Below are 17704 nucleotides of genomic sequence, written 5' to 3'. Positions count from 1 at the left end.
AAAACACCTGAGCGCGTGTTATTTTCGTAATGGCTCTGCTAAGATTCAGAGTGGGAACGGGGGGTAGGCCGCTTCAAATTGTTGGGGGAAGCGTGATTATCCATCCTGCACTTGTGCTCGCGCTTGTTATTATAGGAGTAGTTATTATCGGTGTTGTTGCGTTCCAATTCAACAAATACCAGCAACGCCAGGCAGTTGAATTTTTCGTGCTTAATTTCATGGCAGAAAAGCGCAGAGAATTTTGCCGTATTGACGTACTTGAGTTTCATTCCGCGTTTGATAACGCGACCGTGCAGATGACGTGCAACGCCAGACCATTTTTTGCTGAGTATTACAACCAGTCAGTGCACTATGAGCTTAATGGATGGAGCTGGCTCAAAAATACCGAGTACTGGGATGAATTGCAATCTTGTGATTTTTTCAAAAAAGAAAACGGGCGATTGCTCTTCTTGTGCTTCAAGAACGCCACCACACAAGACCTGTATTCATTCTCGGCTCAGGAAACTGAGCTTTTTGAGCCGCAAAAGACTGATTTTCTTGACTACGCGCTCGCGTCTTTTGCGCGCGCTTATCCCTATTTAGAATCCTGTTCGCTCTTACGCTACGAGTACGGAAACATGAGCAGAAATGAAGCTGCTCAATTCGTGTTTTCATGTGACGAGCGCAATTACACGTTAAAGACGAGCTATTACTGGATGTATCCTCCTGGCTTGTACGACACCCTGGATAGCGGAGAAAAAGCGTTTCATTGTGATACGTTTCTCAATGGCTCACTTGTCCAAAGCGTTGAGCGTGGCATTAATCGCACGGCGTGCATGGTGCAAACACCAGCAGGAGACGTGCTCTACGATTATAATGTGGCATGGTTTCCCGTAACGCTTCTTCCAAGCGTTGATGGGTTTAATGCTACTGCTCTCATATCATCTCTTGGTCCAAACATGCTTCTTGGTTTTAACCGTTCATCGCTGTTCACGCTTCAGGCAACGTTTGCTCCGCGCTACTACTATTTAGCCTCACCGCGCGACAGCGTAGTGTATTTTAACTGGGAATATCTAAATCAAGCACTACTAAAATGGGAGGGGGATGGATTCTATGAAGTTTTCTTCATGGTATAGACTCTGTCTTCTCACGCTTTTCATCTTTGTTCTGCCCATGTTTCATGCCACTCCTGCAGATAGTTGCGTGATTACGCACGGAGGACTTGCTGCGTGCGCGCCACTCACGGGGTTTGTCCAAACCGGCTGTTCAGGAAACACGGCTACTTCTTATCTTGGTGCGGGCGGTGACAACAACTGTGTGTGCGTTATTAATTACTTTAAAGAAGAACAGTGTGGTGGGGGCAACGTGTGGGAAGAGGTTAGTTTTGTGTGCACTGACGTTAATGATTACAATCCCGTGGATGAGAGTTATGTCCAAACCAATGGCGGCTGTCCTAATGGTGTTGAAGGTGAGAAAGCATTTATCAAAGCAGGCAATGCAAACTGCGACTTTTTTCGTCTTGGCGAGCTTGATAACGCTGATGACAAAGTAATTACTTCCTGCAATGGTCCACTAGAATCTGGCGCGTCTATCTGTTCTGGACGAAACCTGCTTGACAATCAACAGGATGGGGATTGCGAGTACACCTGCGGCGCAATATCTGCGTGTGACGAATACCCAAACACCGACCCAGGCTCCGGTTCTGGCTGCGTTTCTGGTCAAACATACCGCCGCTATTGTAGCTCAACTTGCTCGTCTTCAACTAACATATGTGACACGTCTTGTCCTTCCCCTGACGGGTCAAGTCAATGCAATGGCGTTTCGCCTGGCGGTCAAACCGCGTCTTCATGTAATCAGGCTACTGGAAAAGAAGAGTATGGCACCTGTAGTAGTGCTTGCGCGTACTCGCCAACAGAAACGTGCACATCAAGCTGTTGTTCAAGTTCGTGTCCGGATGGAGCAACATGCGCGTGCGATGGCGGTTCGTGCCAGATTACAAGCGGCGAGTTTCCCAATGGTGATGGAGAAGGAGGTATAAGCTGTGGCGGAACCACCGTTGCCCGCGCTGACTTTGAAGGCGCCGTCGCATCCTGCTGTGAAGTAAATGAATGTTATAGTAGTCAGGCGGAGGCGTGCGTGGCGCTTGGCACAACTGCATCATATCTTGGCGGAGAAGTGCTCTGCTCGTATGAAATAGAATGGGACGGCTCTGCAAATGCTATTGAAGCAGGCTGGGTATCATGCGGCGTCACGTTGCCTGCGGCATATGATGATACGGATATTGGAACCGTTACGTACGAATTGTGGAATGAAGTAGCTGACCGCGCCTACCAGTATGGCGCGTGTGACGAAATCTGGGAGGATAACAACGCAGACACGGGAAAACAATATTGCTCAGCGTCAAACACGTGGGAGAGCGGTGACAGTTACCACCAATTCCAGTCAACCTCTTCTTGTGCAGCGTGTCTTGGCACAACGGGCATGGATGGGGATGGAAATAATTATTGTTCTGGCAGCTCTGCGCTCTACTTGTATAACACGGGCTACGATGGGGGTAATGGCGCGTTTTGCACCACCTGCAATAACCCCATAACAACCCAGATTGTTGATGACGACCGTGATAATGAATATGAAGAATCAACCACAAAAATAACGTGTAACAGCTACCTTGGAGATTATTGTTCAACTGATTTTAACACAGTAAACCAGCACACAGGTCTGTGCGCAAATGGCGTTGCTGTAAGCTGTTGTAATAGTGTTGTGACTGACACAACCCAGTCGCTTACGGCAAATTCTGTCTGTGGGTGCAGCCTCTCTGGCGATGGGAACTATTGTGATGACGTGACCGACCAGTCATATTTGCCGGGAGCAAATGATAAGTGTGATGGTTCGCAAGGCACGTGTACGGTGTGCAGTGGGGACAGCACTGATAGCTCGGGAAATTGTGAAACCGCGTGTGGTGCAATACCTGAGTGTGATGAAATCGGCATAAACGAGTACAACGCAACAGCAGGCGTGCGATGCTTAACCTGTACAAATACGTGCGATGTTGAAATTGTTGATGTTGAACCAAACAATCTGTATGACGAACCAAGCACTGAATGCGGATGCTCACCGGGAGGTAGCGTAGACCTTGGTGACCCGTGCGACGCCCCTGCCTACGGTTTAGACCCTGCTGACCATGATGATGCGATTTGTGTGGTGCTTACTACTGACACCGGTCTTCCAAGCGGAAGCGCAAATGATTGGGCATGCGATGTTGGTGGTGACTGGTGCTTGTATGATACCGGGGACTACCGGGGTGACTGCGATTTGTGTGGAAGCGGTATTTCCTGCCAAGCAAGTCGATTAGGTACGGGTGATGAAAGTTATATACGGAGCGGAACATGCGCGCTCAACGCCTTAGGCACTGCACTTGACTGTTGCACCACTGAACTCGTGTCAGGAGAAACTGCTATTGGCGCACTTGATTGGGGTGCAAGCGATGAGTCCTGCGGGTGCAGTACCACGCATGATGGAGAAATATGTGACAGCACGCCATCAACAGGACCAAGCAATGATGGCACCTGCCTTGACAATGCAGTAACGGGTTCATGCTGTACGAGCCAGGCTATTTCTGGTGAATTTTCATGGGTGCTTGACGCGGCGCAAAGCACGCCGGTTGTGGACAGCGATGAGTCCTGCGGATGCAGCGGGAATGCAGGCCAAATCTGTAACAACACGCCAAGCTTTGGGCTTGACCAAGAATCATTTTGGGACGGTGTGTGTATTGACAGCGCGTGCGCGACTAGTGTTGTTTCATGCGACTGCAGCACTGATGGCTGCCAGTCTGCAGACATTACTGATGCACAGTGTCGTGAGAGTTGTGCTGCAGGAACAGAGGGTTTCTCGTGCGACAGTGATGTGGGAAATGATTATCATGGGTTTGTGCAGGACGGCGCGTGCTTGAGTGATTTTTCTTGCGACACGAGTGATGAGACTGCTCTTAGTGCAGGCACGTACTATGCTGAATGCGCAACAAGCGGTGTTGATTGGGAAGCAACGTGCGATTCAACAGCAAGCAGTGGGGGCAATTATCTTGCAAACGGGTTGTGCGCGGATTATGATGATGATGGCGTGCTTGGCGGTGATGTTGATGGCAATGCCGGCGCGGACTGTGATAGTGACGGCGATTATTGTGAGGATGATAATGATGCCGCAACCATTGATAGTCTGAGAAATGATTGTTCAGCATGTAACGTGGGCGATGTGTGCATGAGCACGAGTGGTTCTGCATTTTCTGCTGACGGCGTGTGCGCATACGATTCTGATGCGAGCACGTTTAATTGTTGCACTGCTGATTTTGTTGATGCTGATGATGACGGCACGTACGTTGAGGGTGCAAGCCCGCAAGCAGGTGATGGCGTGTGCGGATGTCGTCAGGTAACAGAAGGATTCCAATGCGATGCAAATGTTGATGGCACGTTTGACGGCGTGTGCGCGGCAACCAGCGCGGGTGTTGACACATTTTGGGATACGAGCGATGACGTGTGGGATTGTGTTTCTTCAAGCGTGTGTTATGATAATGATGCCGCAACAACCCATTATCGTCAAGGATACGCAAATTGCGGAGAAGACACCTATGCTGATGATGAAAATGAAGCAGAATGTAATGATGACGTGAGCAGCGGCTGGACGCCTGCAGGAATTGTTGTGTTTGACGGCTCATATACCTGCGAGAGCGCAAACGTGTGCGCAGCAGCATCAAGTTATACGAGTTATGCAACTGATGGTAGTGAAGGTGTTGCCGTTGGCGGATACACTGATTATATTGTTACCGCGTCATGTTCGCGCTATGACATTTGTGATACAAACACCGCAGGAGGCGAGTTTGACCGAACTGGTGAAGGTCTCTGGCTCAGCGACGCTTCACTCTGCTGTTCTGCAAGCGCAGGAACCGGTTGGGCGCGCGCAGACTACACGCTCCAAACAGACCACCCTGTTGCGTGCGGCTCACAGGCAACCATTTGCCAGGCTCCAATAACATCAACATTTTGTGATTATGTGGGAGACAATTACTGGAACGCAACGCCGGACAATCTCAACGCGTTGTGCGATTACGTGAACGATGAGTGCGTGGTGTGCGGGAGTGATGGCATTGCAACACAGCATCCTGACTCCTCATACAACCCTGGCGCAACGTGCAGTGCCGCGTGCGGAGCAACAACGTCATGCCGCGACCTCACGCCGGGCACGACAAACGGGCCCGTGTGTTGCGCATCCTGTTTTACTGATGATATCACCCTTGATTCAGGAGGGACCGTGCAATGGTCAAGCTGTGATATTGAGGGCGTGAATCCAGGCTCGTATTCGCAATCAGGCACGGGAACTGCCTATTGTTTTGATGATTCTGGCGATTATTGTTATTCTGCAAATGGCGCTGACCCCTGTGTTTCAGCAACAGGCTGGTCTTTTACTGAAACGTTTTGTGATGACCCGGGTGAAGTGAGCGGGTCATACACGTGCACGTATGATAACACACCTCTTGACTCATCAGATGATTGTGATGACACGGGTTGCCACACAAGCACGGCAAGCGTGTTATGTGATTTTGGCGCGGTTGAGAACTCAATTGCATACTGCGAACAGGATGCTGCTGCTGACGCCTGCTTGTATGGCGGCGACACGTGTGACGCATCAACAGGATGGAATTATTCAACTACTACCGTTGTTGATGGTATTGCAGGCTACACCTGCACTGATTGTGCAGCAAGCGGCTTTGGCTACTATTACAACAGCACGGATAATACGTGCTATTCATCAGTATATTGCAGTTCAGGCTCGGGCTGGACGGGCATTGCTAACACCGCGTGCGCGCCTTCGGGTCAGGTGAATCGTTCAGGCACAGACCCGTACACACTCTACTGTTTTGGCACGGATGGAACCGCATCTAATTGCGATGCAACGGGATGTCACACCCTTGCCTTCACGCAATCCTGCAACTACACCTCGTTTAGTGACGGGGAAAACAAAGGTGTTGATGCAGGCTGGTGTCTTGATGAGTCAACACCAACCTGCTACTACAACGCAACTGATGTGTGCGCGCAGTCAGATACTGATGGCTTTGATTGGGATTCGCAAACGTGTTATGGCGGGGGCAGCGTTGTTGGAGATGAATGTTATTATGACCTTGGCGCTTCGTATGACCGAAGTGATGACTGTTCTACAAGCGGATGCACTGGCTCATCAAGTGAAACGCACCCTTCATGCGATTTTGGCGATTTTACTGACACCAACACAAATTGTGAAGTTGCAAACGCAGGGGCGGACACATGTTATTACGCCACTGATTCATGCCAGCAGGATACTGATGGCTGGGATTACAGCACGTCAACAACCCTTGACGGCGAAGCCTGTCTTGACTGTGCAAGCGCAACAACCGGATTTGTTTATAATGACACATCAAACTATTGCGGGTATGGTGTGACCTGCGCGCCTGCAAGCGGGTGGAGTGGAAGTTCAGACACTGATTGCCATGAAGCAGGTGAGTTTAACGTGACCACGTTTGATAGCGCATACAAACTCTACTGTTTTTACAATACAACTAGCGCGTGTGATGCGAGCGGGTGTAATGAGCAGACAGAAGCCCAAGCATGCAATGGCACTACATTTGCTACAGGAGCATATGCAAAATCAGGCATTGACAAATCTGGTGCGTGTCTTGATGACGTGAATGATATTTGTTACTTTAGCGATACTGACGTGTGCCGCGTTGACACTGACGGCTTTGACTGGTCAAGCGAATCATGCGGGTCATCCGGCGTTGTTGTTGGGGGGAGCTGTTTTACTGACACGCTCACGCCTGAAAATCGAAATGATGATTGCAGCATTAATGGATGTACGGTCACGCCTGACCCGTCACCAACGTGCGTTGATGGTGCGCTTACTGACAGCAGTGCAAATTGTGAAGTTGACAACTGGTCAGGAGACACGGTTGATTATTGTGCATACAATACAGGAGACAGTTGCCTGCCGGGAGGGTGGTCGTACACAAACACAACAACGATCCAGCTTGGTTTTGGCGTTGAAACAACGTGTTACAATTGCAGTAATGAAACCATTGGTTTTGCGTACAACACAACAGCTGAAGACTGTTATTATAATGTTGAATGTGGTACAAGCGGGTGGACGGGAAGCTTTGATATTGAATGCAAACAAGCAGGTAAAGTAGAAGTGACCGGAACTGAAGGCGCGTACACGGCGCTTTGCTATTACATCACGCCAGGGGAGTCAAACACGTGCGACCAAACCGGCTGTCATGATGAAGTTGAACAACAAAGCTGTGATTTTACTAATCTTGTTGAAGGCGCTGACCAGGGATGGTGCCTTGATGACACTGCAGACGTGTGTTATTATAATGCAAACCCTGCTGACGACGTGTGCGGCGTTGACAATGACGGTTTTGACTGGGCACAAGACGAATGCAAAGCAAAAGGAAGCGTTACATGGAACACGACTGCTGCTCTTAACAGCGTATGCTTTGCTGACTCGTTTGAAACGTATGCTGATGCGCGCAAAGATGATTGTGATGAAAGCTTTGGCTGCACTATTGCAACAGACTTGCAAACATCAGCATTCAATCAGCTTGTTGAGAGTGAGTACAATGCATTTACTGCATGCACGCAGTCAGCAACCGCAACATCAGGGTGCGGCGATGGCACGTGTGATGAGGATAATGACACGTACTATTGTTGTGACAACAAGCGTTGTTTCTATTCAAGCTGTGATGCGAGCAATTCATGGCAATTTAATCAGTATAACGTGTCAATTATCAGCCCAAGCACGGGCGCAGCAGTTTCGCGAAGTTCGTGTAACACACCCTACACAGTTACGTTTAATGCAACCGTTTATGACACGCAGAATGTGAGCAATGATGACCAAGTTACGTTTTACTCTCCAGAAGGAGAATGTCTTGGCAGGCAAGGAACCGCAGGAAGTTATAATTGCACGTACAATCCAACAGACGGGCTCACTGCTAACGCGTATGCGTGGAACGTAACGTACTGGCGCGGCGTCGAAGCATTTAATGTAACGGCAAATGCAACAATTAACATTACCGGATGCTTGTACCCTGACCTTATTTCTCCTGAGAGCGGTTCAACTATTGTGCGCACCACGTGCGCTGAACCAAATGAGCTTGTGTTCACCCTTAACGTGACTGACGAGTGGTATGCTGCAATTTCAGACGCCACGCTCTTGTTTAACATGAGCGGGCAGGCTGCAACGTGCGCGTTCCAAAACCAATCAGGCGGTGTGTACAATTGCACGTTTAATGCAGATGATACATCTGCACTTGGCCAGTACATCTGGAATGCAAGCGCGCAAAAGAGTTATTATGCAACAAATAAGACGGCAAATTATACGCTTAATGTGTATGGCTGCACCACGCCGCTTGTAAGCATTCCGGTTAATGGCACGTGGTATGGCAGTGGTGAGAATATCACGTTTATCGTGCGCCTTGCCTACGATAATGGAACACTTCTCAACAACAGCGTGATTGACATCACAATTAATAAGTCAGGCGTGTTGCAGGCGTGGTCGCTTACTGATACGGGCGTGTATGATTCAATTGGAAACGACAGCGTGTACGAGCGGAACTACACAATTGCATCAGATGAATCAAATCTTGGCGTGTGGAATCTCACGTACGCGCACCAAGAGCTGTCATACCTTATTTCAAACCCTAACACGTCATGGGTGCGCGTGGATGATATCAATGTGACGGCAAACGTGACCGGGTCGCCTGACTTCATTTTCGTGCAGGGCACCGCGCGCTACGGGTCAGGGGCTTTGTTCTCGTGTGTTGCGTGCGTGAACGTGTCAATTAATGATTCAACCGGTCAAATCTACAACTACACTATTGACCTGACTAACGGGTATTTCAACACGCTTATTATGGATAAACCTCTGCGCGGAGGACAAAACCCGTTGAGCGTGTACGTGTTTGATGGAAATATTTCAGGTAATCATTCAAACATTCCGCTTACTATGACTACTGAAATAACGCTCTTTGACCAAGACCCAGAATCGTGTCTTGATGGGGGCAATGCCCAACCCCTCTCGTATGTGGTAAGCGTGAAAAATACAGGAAGCCTTAACTTCACTGCTGCGCGACCAAACCTCATCGTGTATGACCAATCGCTCACGCCGGTCTGGTCAAATACGTCATTAGCGTCTCAAGAAATTATGGTTGGCCAAACCGTGAATTTCACGCTCTCGTACGCGTTTACTGGCGCTGAAGCAACCGGCACGTATGGTTCATACGTGTATGCGAGTGAAAGTAATGTGAATGCGCACGCGGACGTGGTTGGTGAATCAAATCAAACCAGCGGATTTGGCGGGCTTAGCGCCTTCCAGATTTGGAAAATTGTCAACCCACAATACTCACCGCTTGATGATGAGACGGTTATTGGGGATATGTGGCAGGAATATAATGTTACCGCGTCTGTTGATAATGGCACGAGCCAGCACGCTATGCAAAGCGCGTCTGTGCAGTGCTCTGACCTTCGTGAAACCGCACCATCAACGTTTGTGTACTCAAGCTGTACGGGATGCACTGATGAGTGCGCCACGTTTGAAGTTCTAACCGAAGAAGGGGCAGAGACAAACTGGTTTGGCGAGCCTTTAGAGATGGATAATCAGTATGAGCTCGCCTATCGCATGACGCGCTGCCAAGACTTCCAGTACCGCATTAACCTCACGGAACGCTCGTGTGGTTTGTCGCGCCTTGTTACGGTGCCGTTCTATTCAGCATGCCAAATTGTGATTGACTCATTTGATGTTATTACAAGCGAAGCGTTCACGAGTGTTGAACAGGGTGTTCCCGTTATTGACAAAGGAGAGGATACGGTCACGTTCAACATTACGTTTAGAGACATTTATGACATTTCAAACATGAGTTATGCGCAAATTCGCATTCTTGACGAAGCAGGCATTGATGTTGGCGCGTGGTTTAACGACGTGCACTTCATTGCTGAACAAGACCAGCCAAACTGGATAGAAATTGATAGTGGCGGGGCGTACAACACAACGGCGGTATGGACGCGCACGTTCAATCAAGACGAGCTTCGCTGCGGTTTGTTTGACGCGTACGTGTTTCTCAACAACACGCTTGGCGAGAACGATACATTTGTTGAAGATTTTGTGCTTGACCGCTTTGTTCCGTCATTAAATGTTCCTGACACACTTATTGTGGGCTCAAACGTGACTATTACGGGAAGCGTAACTACGTGTGCTATTCAGGATAGCCAGGAAGACAGGATTAATCTTTCAGACGTGAATGTCACGTTCTCGTACGTGTTTGGCGATTTGTTTTCACAAACTGCAAACGCAAATGATGACGGCAGTTTCACGTTTAATTTTACTGCGCCAGAGAACACGACATTTCTGCTTGCAAATGTAACTAATCTCACCTTCACGCTTGAAAACTATCCGGGTTGTTCAAGTGATTGTGAACTGTCACTTGTCATCCCGCTTGGCTTAAACGTGTTTAAGAGCGGGCTTGACATCACGCCGCGCTCAAAAGTGTTTACTGCAGGCAGGTCTGGTGATGATGCGTTTATTTTTACAGTTCAAAACCCATCAAACCAAACGCAAAATTATACGCTTACCATTACTGATGACAAGCATGGAGCACCTGCTGCATTCCACGGCTCGCTTTCAAATGCAATAAATCTCTCACTAAAGCCAAGAGAAGTGTATAGCGCGGGCATTGATGTTCTTGCTGTTGCAAGCGGGCTCTATAATAAGCAGCTTCAGTTGCGCTCGCACGCGTTTTCAAATGATAATTCAACTGTTGACTTTGAAGTGCAAATCAACATTCCTGTTGAAAGCCTGATTTTCAACTATTATGTTGTGCCTGATTTGTCATTTGCGTGGTTTATCCTGCTTGGATTGCTTGCAAGCGGAATTCTTATACCGGTAAAGCGCGCGTGAACCTACTATGACCTGGAATGAAGTGATTCAAACAAAGCCGGTTATTATTGACACAGATATTGGCGGAGACCCTGATGATTTATTTGCGGTTATTGCTGCACTGCGTTCTCCTGAGCTTGCTATACAAGCGTTTATCTCATCAGACGAACACCATGGTCACCGCGCCGGGTTTCTTGAGCATATTGTACAGCTTGCGGGAGCTGATGTTCCTGTTTTTGAAGGGCTTGCTGCTCCAGGCTCCAAAGACGCGTATTGTTTGATGGAGTACGTGCATAAGAGGTCACGGCTTGATTATGCTGAATTTGTAAATGAGTTAACACAAAACCAAAAAGTCACCTATATTTGTATTGGTCCGCAATCAAATATAGCACATATTCTTGACTACGGTCTTGAAAAACCAAAAAACCTTGATGTTATTATGATGGGTGGCGCGCTTGCGTATCGCAAAAAGGGGGTTGCTGAGCACAATATTCGCTATGATGTTAGTGCTGCTCGAAAGGTTTTTTCTTCACCCCTAAAAAAACGCTATGTTATTAGCGACACCACGTTTGTTCCGGAGTTAACTATTGATGAAGAACACCCCCTCTATGCTCTGCTTTTTGATTCAAATGAACCTCTTGCACGCGTGCTTGTTGAAAATATGAGCCGTTTTTTTAGTAAAAAGTATGCACAAACAATCATGCACGACCCGCTTACTATTGCAAGCGTTATTTCACCTGACCTTGTTTTGTTTTCACAAGAGCGTATAACACTGTCTAATTCAGGTGTTATGATTTCTTTAGATGAGGGAGTTCCCACTTTTCTAAGCGCAATTGCAGACTACACGGGCGTTATGCAATGGCTTTGTGAGCGCGTTATTAGTTAGTGCGAGAGGGGAAAATCTTTAATAATGATTCGTTTGTGTTAGTGTTCTACGTTGCGCCGGGATGGCTGAGTGGTTAAAGCGCAGGTTTGCTAAACCTGTTCCCTTCGGGGAGCAAGGGTTCGAATCCAACGATTGGAAAGAAAAATTTCCACGGTTTGGCGAAAATCCCTTTCCCGGCGTCAAACGTTTTTTTATTCTGCCTTGGGAGCAAAACTTTAAAAATGGCGTTCTTGTAGGTTTTGAATACTAGCGGGCTCGTGGTCTAGTGGTTATGACGCCGCCTTGACGTGGCGGAGGTCGCAGGTTCGACTCCTGCCGAGCCCACTATTCTTAAATTATCAAAACAGTCTTTATAGAGCTATGGACATTATGCGCAAAAAAGCACAAAGTGACCTTAAAAGCAATGACGTGAGCCGAGTGCTATTTGGGTTGTATTATTATTTTCATGCACGAAATGCAGGTGATGTGTCAGGATTTGGCGCTGACATCACCGCGCACGTTAAGAAAGTAGCGCCCCTGTTAAAAAGCGCGTTTAAAGGATTTGAGCAGAAAGCACAATCCTTTTCTGGAGCGGATAAAAAGCGTTTTGAAAAGAAGCTCAAAGAATTTCATGAACGCATTGAAAAACAACAGCATTTTGCACAGGAATTCATTAAATCGCGCGAAAAAGAGGGCAATACCAAAGAATTAGAAAATCTGTACAATGCCCTGTTTAATGATGTGAACGGGCTGACTCATTTTCAGGCAGGCGACACGCGAAAAGGCTACATTTGAGTAGGTATGGTTAGGGCAGTTTTACGCCAACAACGCTTGATTCCCCCAGTTTGTTCATGCTCACACCATATAAGTAGTCTGAGACGCTGATGACTGCGTCATTGTGGCTGATAACAATCATTTGCGCTTGGTCCGAGTATTTTTTGAGCAGCCGCGCAAGCTTCTCACTGTTTTCTTTGTCAAGCGCGGCGTCAATCTCGTCAAGCACATAAAAGGGTGTTGGTGTGTGTTCTTGAATTGCAAAAAGAAGAGCAAGTGCGGTGATGCTCTTTTCTCCTCCGCTCAGTGAGCGCAGGTGGGTGAGTTTTTTTTCTGCGCTTGTTCTCACGCGAATGTCAACACCCCCTTCAAGAGGGTTTTCTGTGTTAGTAAGGTCAAGATAGCCCTCACCTCCGGTGAGGTCTTCAAACACGCGCGCAAAGTTTTTTGCAATGCCAGTAAATGTTTTTAAAAACGTGCGGGCTTTTCGTTTTTCAATCTCGTCAATCATAATAAGCACGTCTCCGCGCTCGCCGTCAAGCACGCTGAATCGCTCGAACACCGAGTCATATTCTGTTTTGATGGCGTCATACATTTCAAGGGCTTTCTGGTTGATTGGTCCTGCGTTGCTAATTTCTTTTTCAAGTTCTTTAAGTTCATTTTTTCGGTCTTCAAGGTTGACAATCCGAATGATTTCAGTGTTCTCAAAGTCCTGGAGTTGTTCTTGAAGTCCTCGTTTTCTCTCGTTTTTTTCCGCAAGTTTCATGTTTTTTGCAAGAATTTTCTGGTCATATTCGCGTGTTTTGTCTTGTTTTTCCTGAATGCGCTGTACTTCGCGCTCAATCTTTTTTTGCATGCGCGTCTTTTTTGCGTACACGTTTTTTATAGAGTCATCAATTTTATTGTACGCGTCTTGTTTTTTTGCAATTTTTTTGTCAAGTTCGTCGTGTTCTTTGCTTAAGTATTTGATGTCTTTTTTGAATTGTTCTTTTTCTTCCTCATTTTGTTTTATGACGCGCGCAAGGTTTTCCCGCTCTGGTTTGTGCACGTTTTCGAGTTTTGCATCATAGCTTGCAAGACTGATTTTTATGGTGTTGACTTCATCGCGCAGGCTTTCAAGTTCAGTTAGTTGCGCGCTGTTTGCTTGTTTTGAAACGGTTTTGAGTTCTTTTTCTATTTTTGCTTTTTCAATTTCAAGTTTCTCAATGTCTTTTAAAAGCGCGTCCTGCTCGTCAATGCCCTTAAGCAAATCATTGAGTTCATTAATATCCGCGTGTAGGGTGCTGATTCGCGAGTCAAGCACGCTTCGCTGTTCGCGCACATCTATAATGCTGTTTGTAAGCGCGTCTTTTTGCTCGTTTAATTCGTAGTGTTTTTCGCGCAGTGTTGCCAGTTCTTGTTTGACCGTCTGTGCGCGTTCATCAACGTTCCTGTTTGTTTGCTGTTTTCTAATTGTGTTTCGATACCCTCCGCTCACGCTTCCGCTTCTGCTAATATAGTCTCCATCACGCGTGACCATAGGGTTGCGGTTGAAGCCAACGCGTTTTGCTGTTTCAAAATTTTCTACAATAATTGTGTCAAAAAGCGTGTGAGAGAAGATGTTCCAATATTTTTTGTCAAAGTCAATAAGGTCAATAGCATAGCCAATAACCCCTTCTTCTTTTACAAAGCGTTGCACGTCTTTTGCGCGAATCTTGTTAAGAGGCAGGAACGTGGCAACGCCAATCTTATTCTTTTTAAGAAACTCAATGCACTCTTTTGCAATATTTTCATGCTCAACAACCACGTGGTTTCGCGCCCCGCCAAGCGCGACTTGTACACTTAATGCGTAGCGTTCAGGAACAGAGTATAATGAACCAACCGTGCCGTGAATGCCGCCAAACTGGTCTTTGTTTTCAAGAATGCGCCGTATTGCGTAGTCAAGGCTTTTTTGGTACGCGTTTTTTCTGATTTCAAGGGTGTTGAGTTCTTTTGCAAGTTTTTCAATAGTTTCACGAATGTCGCGCAATTCTGCGATGGTGTTTGATTCGCGGTCAAGCTTTGTTGAGAGTTCATGGTCAAGCCGGTTTTTATTTTTTTCATGCTCATCTTTTTCTTGTTTGAGTTTTTCGCGTTTTTCGCGGTATTCGCTGAGTCGCCCTACTCTTGCGTTTTTACTTCGTTTGTTGATAATATCATTTGAAATAGAGTTGAATTTGAGCTGTAATTCAAATGCGTGGTCCTGACTTTTTATGGCGTCAGAATGTTCAAGCTCGTCAAGGCGTTTTTCTTTTTCTGTTAACACGTTTCTCAGTTTTGAACTCTCGCGCTCAATTACCGTAAGGTTTTGTCTGTTAAGGCTCACGTTTTTTTCCAAATCTTTTTTGCGTTCCTCAATTTTTTTGACTTCACGCTGGGCTGAGAGCATGTTTGCGCGCGTGTCTGCTTTTTTGGCGCGCAGCGCGTCAAGCTCGTCGCCAATTTTTGCCCGGTCCTGCACGCCCATTTTAAGAATTTCTGCGTCAAGTGTGTGCAGTTCATCATTCATTGACGCGATGAGTTGGTTGAGTTGTTCAATATCTTTAAACACCTCATCCTTTCGCTCAACCATGCGCGTGATTGATTCTTGTATACTTTGTGTTTCTTCAATTGCGATTTTAAGGTCGCGGTCAATCATGCTTGCTTTAAGGGTTTTTGCGCGCAAAACCAGGTCATTATAGCGTTCTGCTTGACGTTTTTCCCGCTCAATGTCTTTGAGCCGGTTTTCTTTTTCGCGCAAAATCAGTTTGGCATCTCCTAATTTTTTCTCAACTTTTTCAAGCTCGCCAAGGGCTTTTTGTTTTCGCTCTTCATATGAGGAAATGCCTGAAATATCTGAAACAATAGTAAGACGTTCTTTATCGGTCATGTCAACGAGTTGCGCGATTTTTCCCTGCTGTACAATTGCGTATCCTCGCGCGTCAATGCCGACTTCATCTAGAAGTGAAAGGATGCGTGAGCGCGTTGCAAGCTGGCCGTTAATGCGATACGTTCCTTGACCTTGTTTGTTGACTTCTCTGCTTACGCGCACTTCTTTTTCATCAACGCTGATTTTATTGTCACTATTGTCAAAGATGATTTCAACTTTTGCGCGGCTTGCTTCTTTTCCCTGATGACCTCCGTTGTAGATGAGGCTTGAGAGGTTTTCGGTTCGCAGGCTTTTGCTTGAGAGTTCGCCAAGCACAAACCCGATGGCGTCAAAAACGTTAGATTTTCCGCTGCCATTTGCGCCTGCAATACACACCATTCCGTAGGGCATTTCAACGTCAAGCTTTTTGTTAAAGCTCTTAAACCCCTGGAAGGTCATTTTCTTGATATGAACCATTCCCGCCTCACTATTCGTTAGAGTATGTCGGAATTTAAAAAGATAAACCTACCCAAAGCGCGTAAAACCACAATCCTTATATATGTTGGTGTACAATACCAACACTAAGTATGTTTGATGAATTGGCGTTGCTTGAAGCGCTCACGCGCAAGCGTGTTGAGTTAATGCGCGAAATCGCGCATTGTAAGCCGTCATCAATCCGAGACCTCGCTGAAGCCTTGGACCGCGATGTGAAAAATGTGTGGCAGGACTTGAGCATTCTTGAGGATTTTGGATTGGTGGGTTTCAAGCAGAAGGGTCGCACAAAGCGCCCGTTTATAACGCGCCAGGTCATCGTGACAACTATTCAGGTGGTATACCATGAGTAATGATTCAGAAAATAAACGCAAAAGTGTTCGTCTTAAAGTAATGGAGGCAACACAAGAAGATATTGACAAAGGAATTGTTCGTATTGATTCGTATGCAATGAAAGAACTTGGTACCCGTCCCGGAGACATTGTGCTTCTTGAGGGTCATGATACTTCTGTTGCTATTGCAACACGCGCCTATCCTGCTGATGTGGGGTTGGGCATTATTCGTATGGATGGTCTTTCGCGCAGAAACGCGGGGACGTCTCTTGGCGAGTACGTGCAGGTAAGTGTTGCTGATGCAAAGCCTGCAAAGCGGGTGACTATTGCGCCTGCGCAAAAGGGTGTGAGCGTGCGCATTATGGGTCAGCCAACAGCAATTAAGCGGACGCTTATTGGCAGACCAGTGATGAAAGGAGATGTTATTACGTTGGGTGGTACGGGTGCACGAAAGAAAACATTTTCTGGAAGTCCGTTTGAAGATATTTTTAGAATGTTTGAAGATGATTTTTCAAACAGGGCGGGAACGCCATTTGGCATGAGTGGTATGCGGTTTGTGGTTGTTTCTTCAACTCCGCGTGACGCGGTTTTGATTACTGACCAAACTGAACTTATCTTAAAGTCTGAGTCTGTTGAGATGCGTGAAGAGAGTCTGCCTGATGTTACGTATGAGGATATTGGCGGTTTGGATGAGGAGATTATTAAAATTCGTGAAATGGTTGAGCTTCCGCTCAAGCATCCTGAACTCTTCCAGCGCTTAGGTATTGAAGCGCCAAAAGGCGTGCTTTTGTATGGTCCTCCAGGAACAGGTAAGACGCTGCTTGCAAAAGCGGTTGCAAATGAGAGTAATGCGCATTTTATCAGCTTGAACGGTCCTGAAATCATGAGCAAGTGGGTTGGTGAGGCTGAAAAGAAGCTGCGCAAAGTCTTTGAGGACGCAAGCGAGAACGCGCCAACTATTATTTTTATTGACGAAATTGACAGTATCGCACCAAAGCGTGAGGACGTGTCTGGTGAGGTTGAGCGCAGAGTAGTTGCCCAGCTTCTTGCATCAATGGACGGGCTTTCAAGCAGGGGTAAAGTGATTGTGATTGCGGCAACAAACCGGCAAAACGCAATTGACCCCGCGCTTCGCAGACCCGGCAGGTTTGACCGCGAAATCGAGTTTGGCGTTCCTGACCGAAAAGGCAGAGACCTTATTTTCAAGATTCACACGCGTAACATGCCTCTCGTGGATGATGTTGATATTGATTTCTTGGCAAGAACCACGCATGGTTTTGTTGGTGCCGATGTTGAAGCAGTGTGCAAGGAAGCAGCAATGCTCACGCTAAGACGTTTGCTTCCTGACATTAAGCAGACGGGTTTTGAAGATGAAGATGAGATTCCGTCTGAGATGCTTGAAAAACTGGTGGTGAGTATGGAAGATTTTCGTGGCGCGTTGCG

Annotated in this window: 6 protein-coding genes, 2 tRNA genes and 1 pseudogene (1 of these 9 cut by a window edge); 8 read left to right on the top strand and 1 reads right to left on the bottom strand. The window is 47.0% G+C overall.

Features of this window, described 5'->3' with window-relative positions; translation table 11 throughout:
* The first annotated feature begins 50 nt into the window (after positions 1-50).
* From COT72_04225 to COT72_04200, 6 genes are all read left to right on the top strand, one after another.
* Positions 51-1115, top strand: a complete 1065-nt coding sequence (locus tag COT72_04225) for a hypothetical protein (protein PIO00012.1) — start codon at positions 51-53, stop codon at positions 1113-1115.
* The gene (locus tag COT72_04220) at positions 1084-10953 is read left to right on the top strand and encodes a hypothetical protein (protein ID PIO00011.1); all 9870 of its coding nucleotides are present in this window, start codon (positions 1084-1086) and stop codon (positions 10951-10953) included. Before COT72_04225 ends, COT72_04220 begins: the two co-directional genes overlap by 32 nt.
* 7 nt (positions 10954-10960) lie before the next feature.
* The gene (locus COT72_04215) at positions 10961-11818 is read left to right on the top strand and encodes a hypothetical protein (GenBank protein PIO00010.1); all 858 of its coding nucleotides are present in this window, start codon (positions 10961-10963) and stop codon (positions 11816-11818) included.
* A gap of 55 nt (positions 11819-11873) precedes the next feature.
* Positions 11874-11956 (top strand) — tRNA-Ser (locus COT72_04210).
* A 113-nt stretch (positions 11957-12069) separates the two neighbouring features.
* Positions 12070-12142 (top strand) — tRNA-Val (locus tag COT72_04205).
* Positions 12143-12178: 36 nt separating this feature from the next.
* Positions 12179-12592, top strand: a complete 414-nt coding sequence (locus tag COT72_04200; GenBank protein PIO00009.1) for a hypothetical protein — start codon at positions 12179-12181, stop codon at positions 12590-12592.
* 10 nt (positions 12593-12602) lie between these two features.
* Here the strand turns inward: COT72_04200 and smc are convergent, their stop codons facing one another.
* Positions 12603-15914, bottom strand: a complete 3312-nt coding sequence (gene smc / locus COT72_04195; protein ID PIO00008.1) for a chromosome segregation protein SMC — start codon at positions 15912-15914, stop codon at positions 12603-12605.
* A 110-nt stretch (positions 15915-16024) separates the two neighbouring features.
* Here smc and COT72_04190 point away from each other — a divergent pair, with 110 nt between their 5' ends.
* Complete coding sequence (locus tag COT72_04190) at positions 16025-16282, top strand: hypothetical protein (protein ID PIO00007.1); 258 nt, start codon at positions 16025-16027, stop codon at positions 16280-16282.
* A pseudogene (locus COT72_04185) lies at positions 16275-17704 on the top strand (ATPase); it runs 847 nt beyond the window's last position. The gene COT72_04190 and the pseudogene COT72_04185 overlap by 8 nt, the downstream one beginning before the upstream one ends.

This window comes from archaeon CG10_big_fil_rev_8_21_14_0_10_43_11 (assembly GCA_002763265.1).
Classification (GTDB): Archaea; Nanobdellota; Nanobdellia; order PEZQ01; family PEZQ01; genus PEZQ01.
The sequence above is the reverse complement of the archived record's forward strand: the minus strand, read 5'-3'. Positions and strand labels throughout refer to the sequence as shown.

Coding starts and splice junctions, on each gene's coding strand:
- COT72_04220 (PIO00011.1), top strand. CDS start 1,084: ATGGATTCTATGAAGTTTTCTTCATGGTATAGACTCTGTCTTCTCACG.
- smc (PIO00008.1), bottom strand. CDS start 15,914: ATGGTTCATATCAAGAAAATGACCTTCCAGGGGTTTAAGAGCTTTAAC.
- COT72_04215 (PIO00010.1), top strand. CDS start 10,961: ATGACCTGGAATGAAGTGATTCAAACAAAGCCGGTTATTATTGACACA.
- COT72_04200 (PIO00009.1), top strand. CDS start 12,179: ATGGACATTATGCGCAAAAAAGCACAAAGTGACCTTAAAAGCAATGAC.
- COT72_04190 (PIO00007.1), top strand. CDS start 16,025: ATGTTTGATGAATTGGCGTTGCTTGAAGCGCTCACGCGCAAGCGTGTT.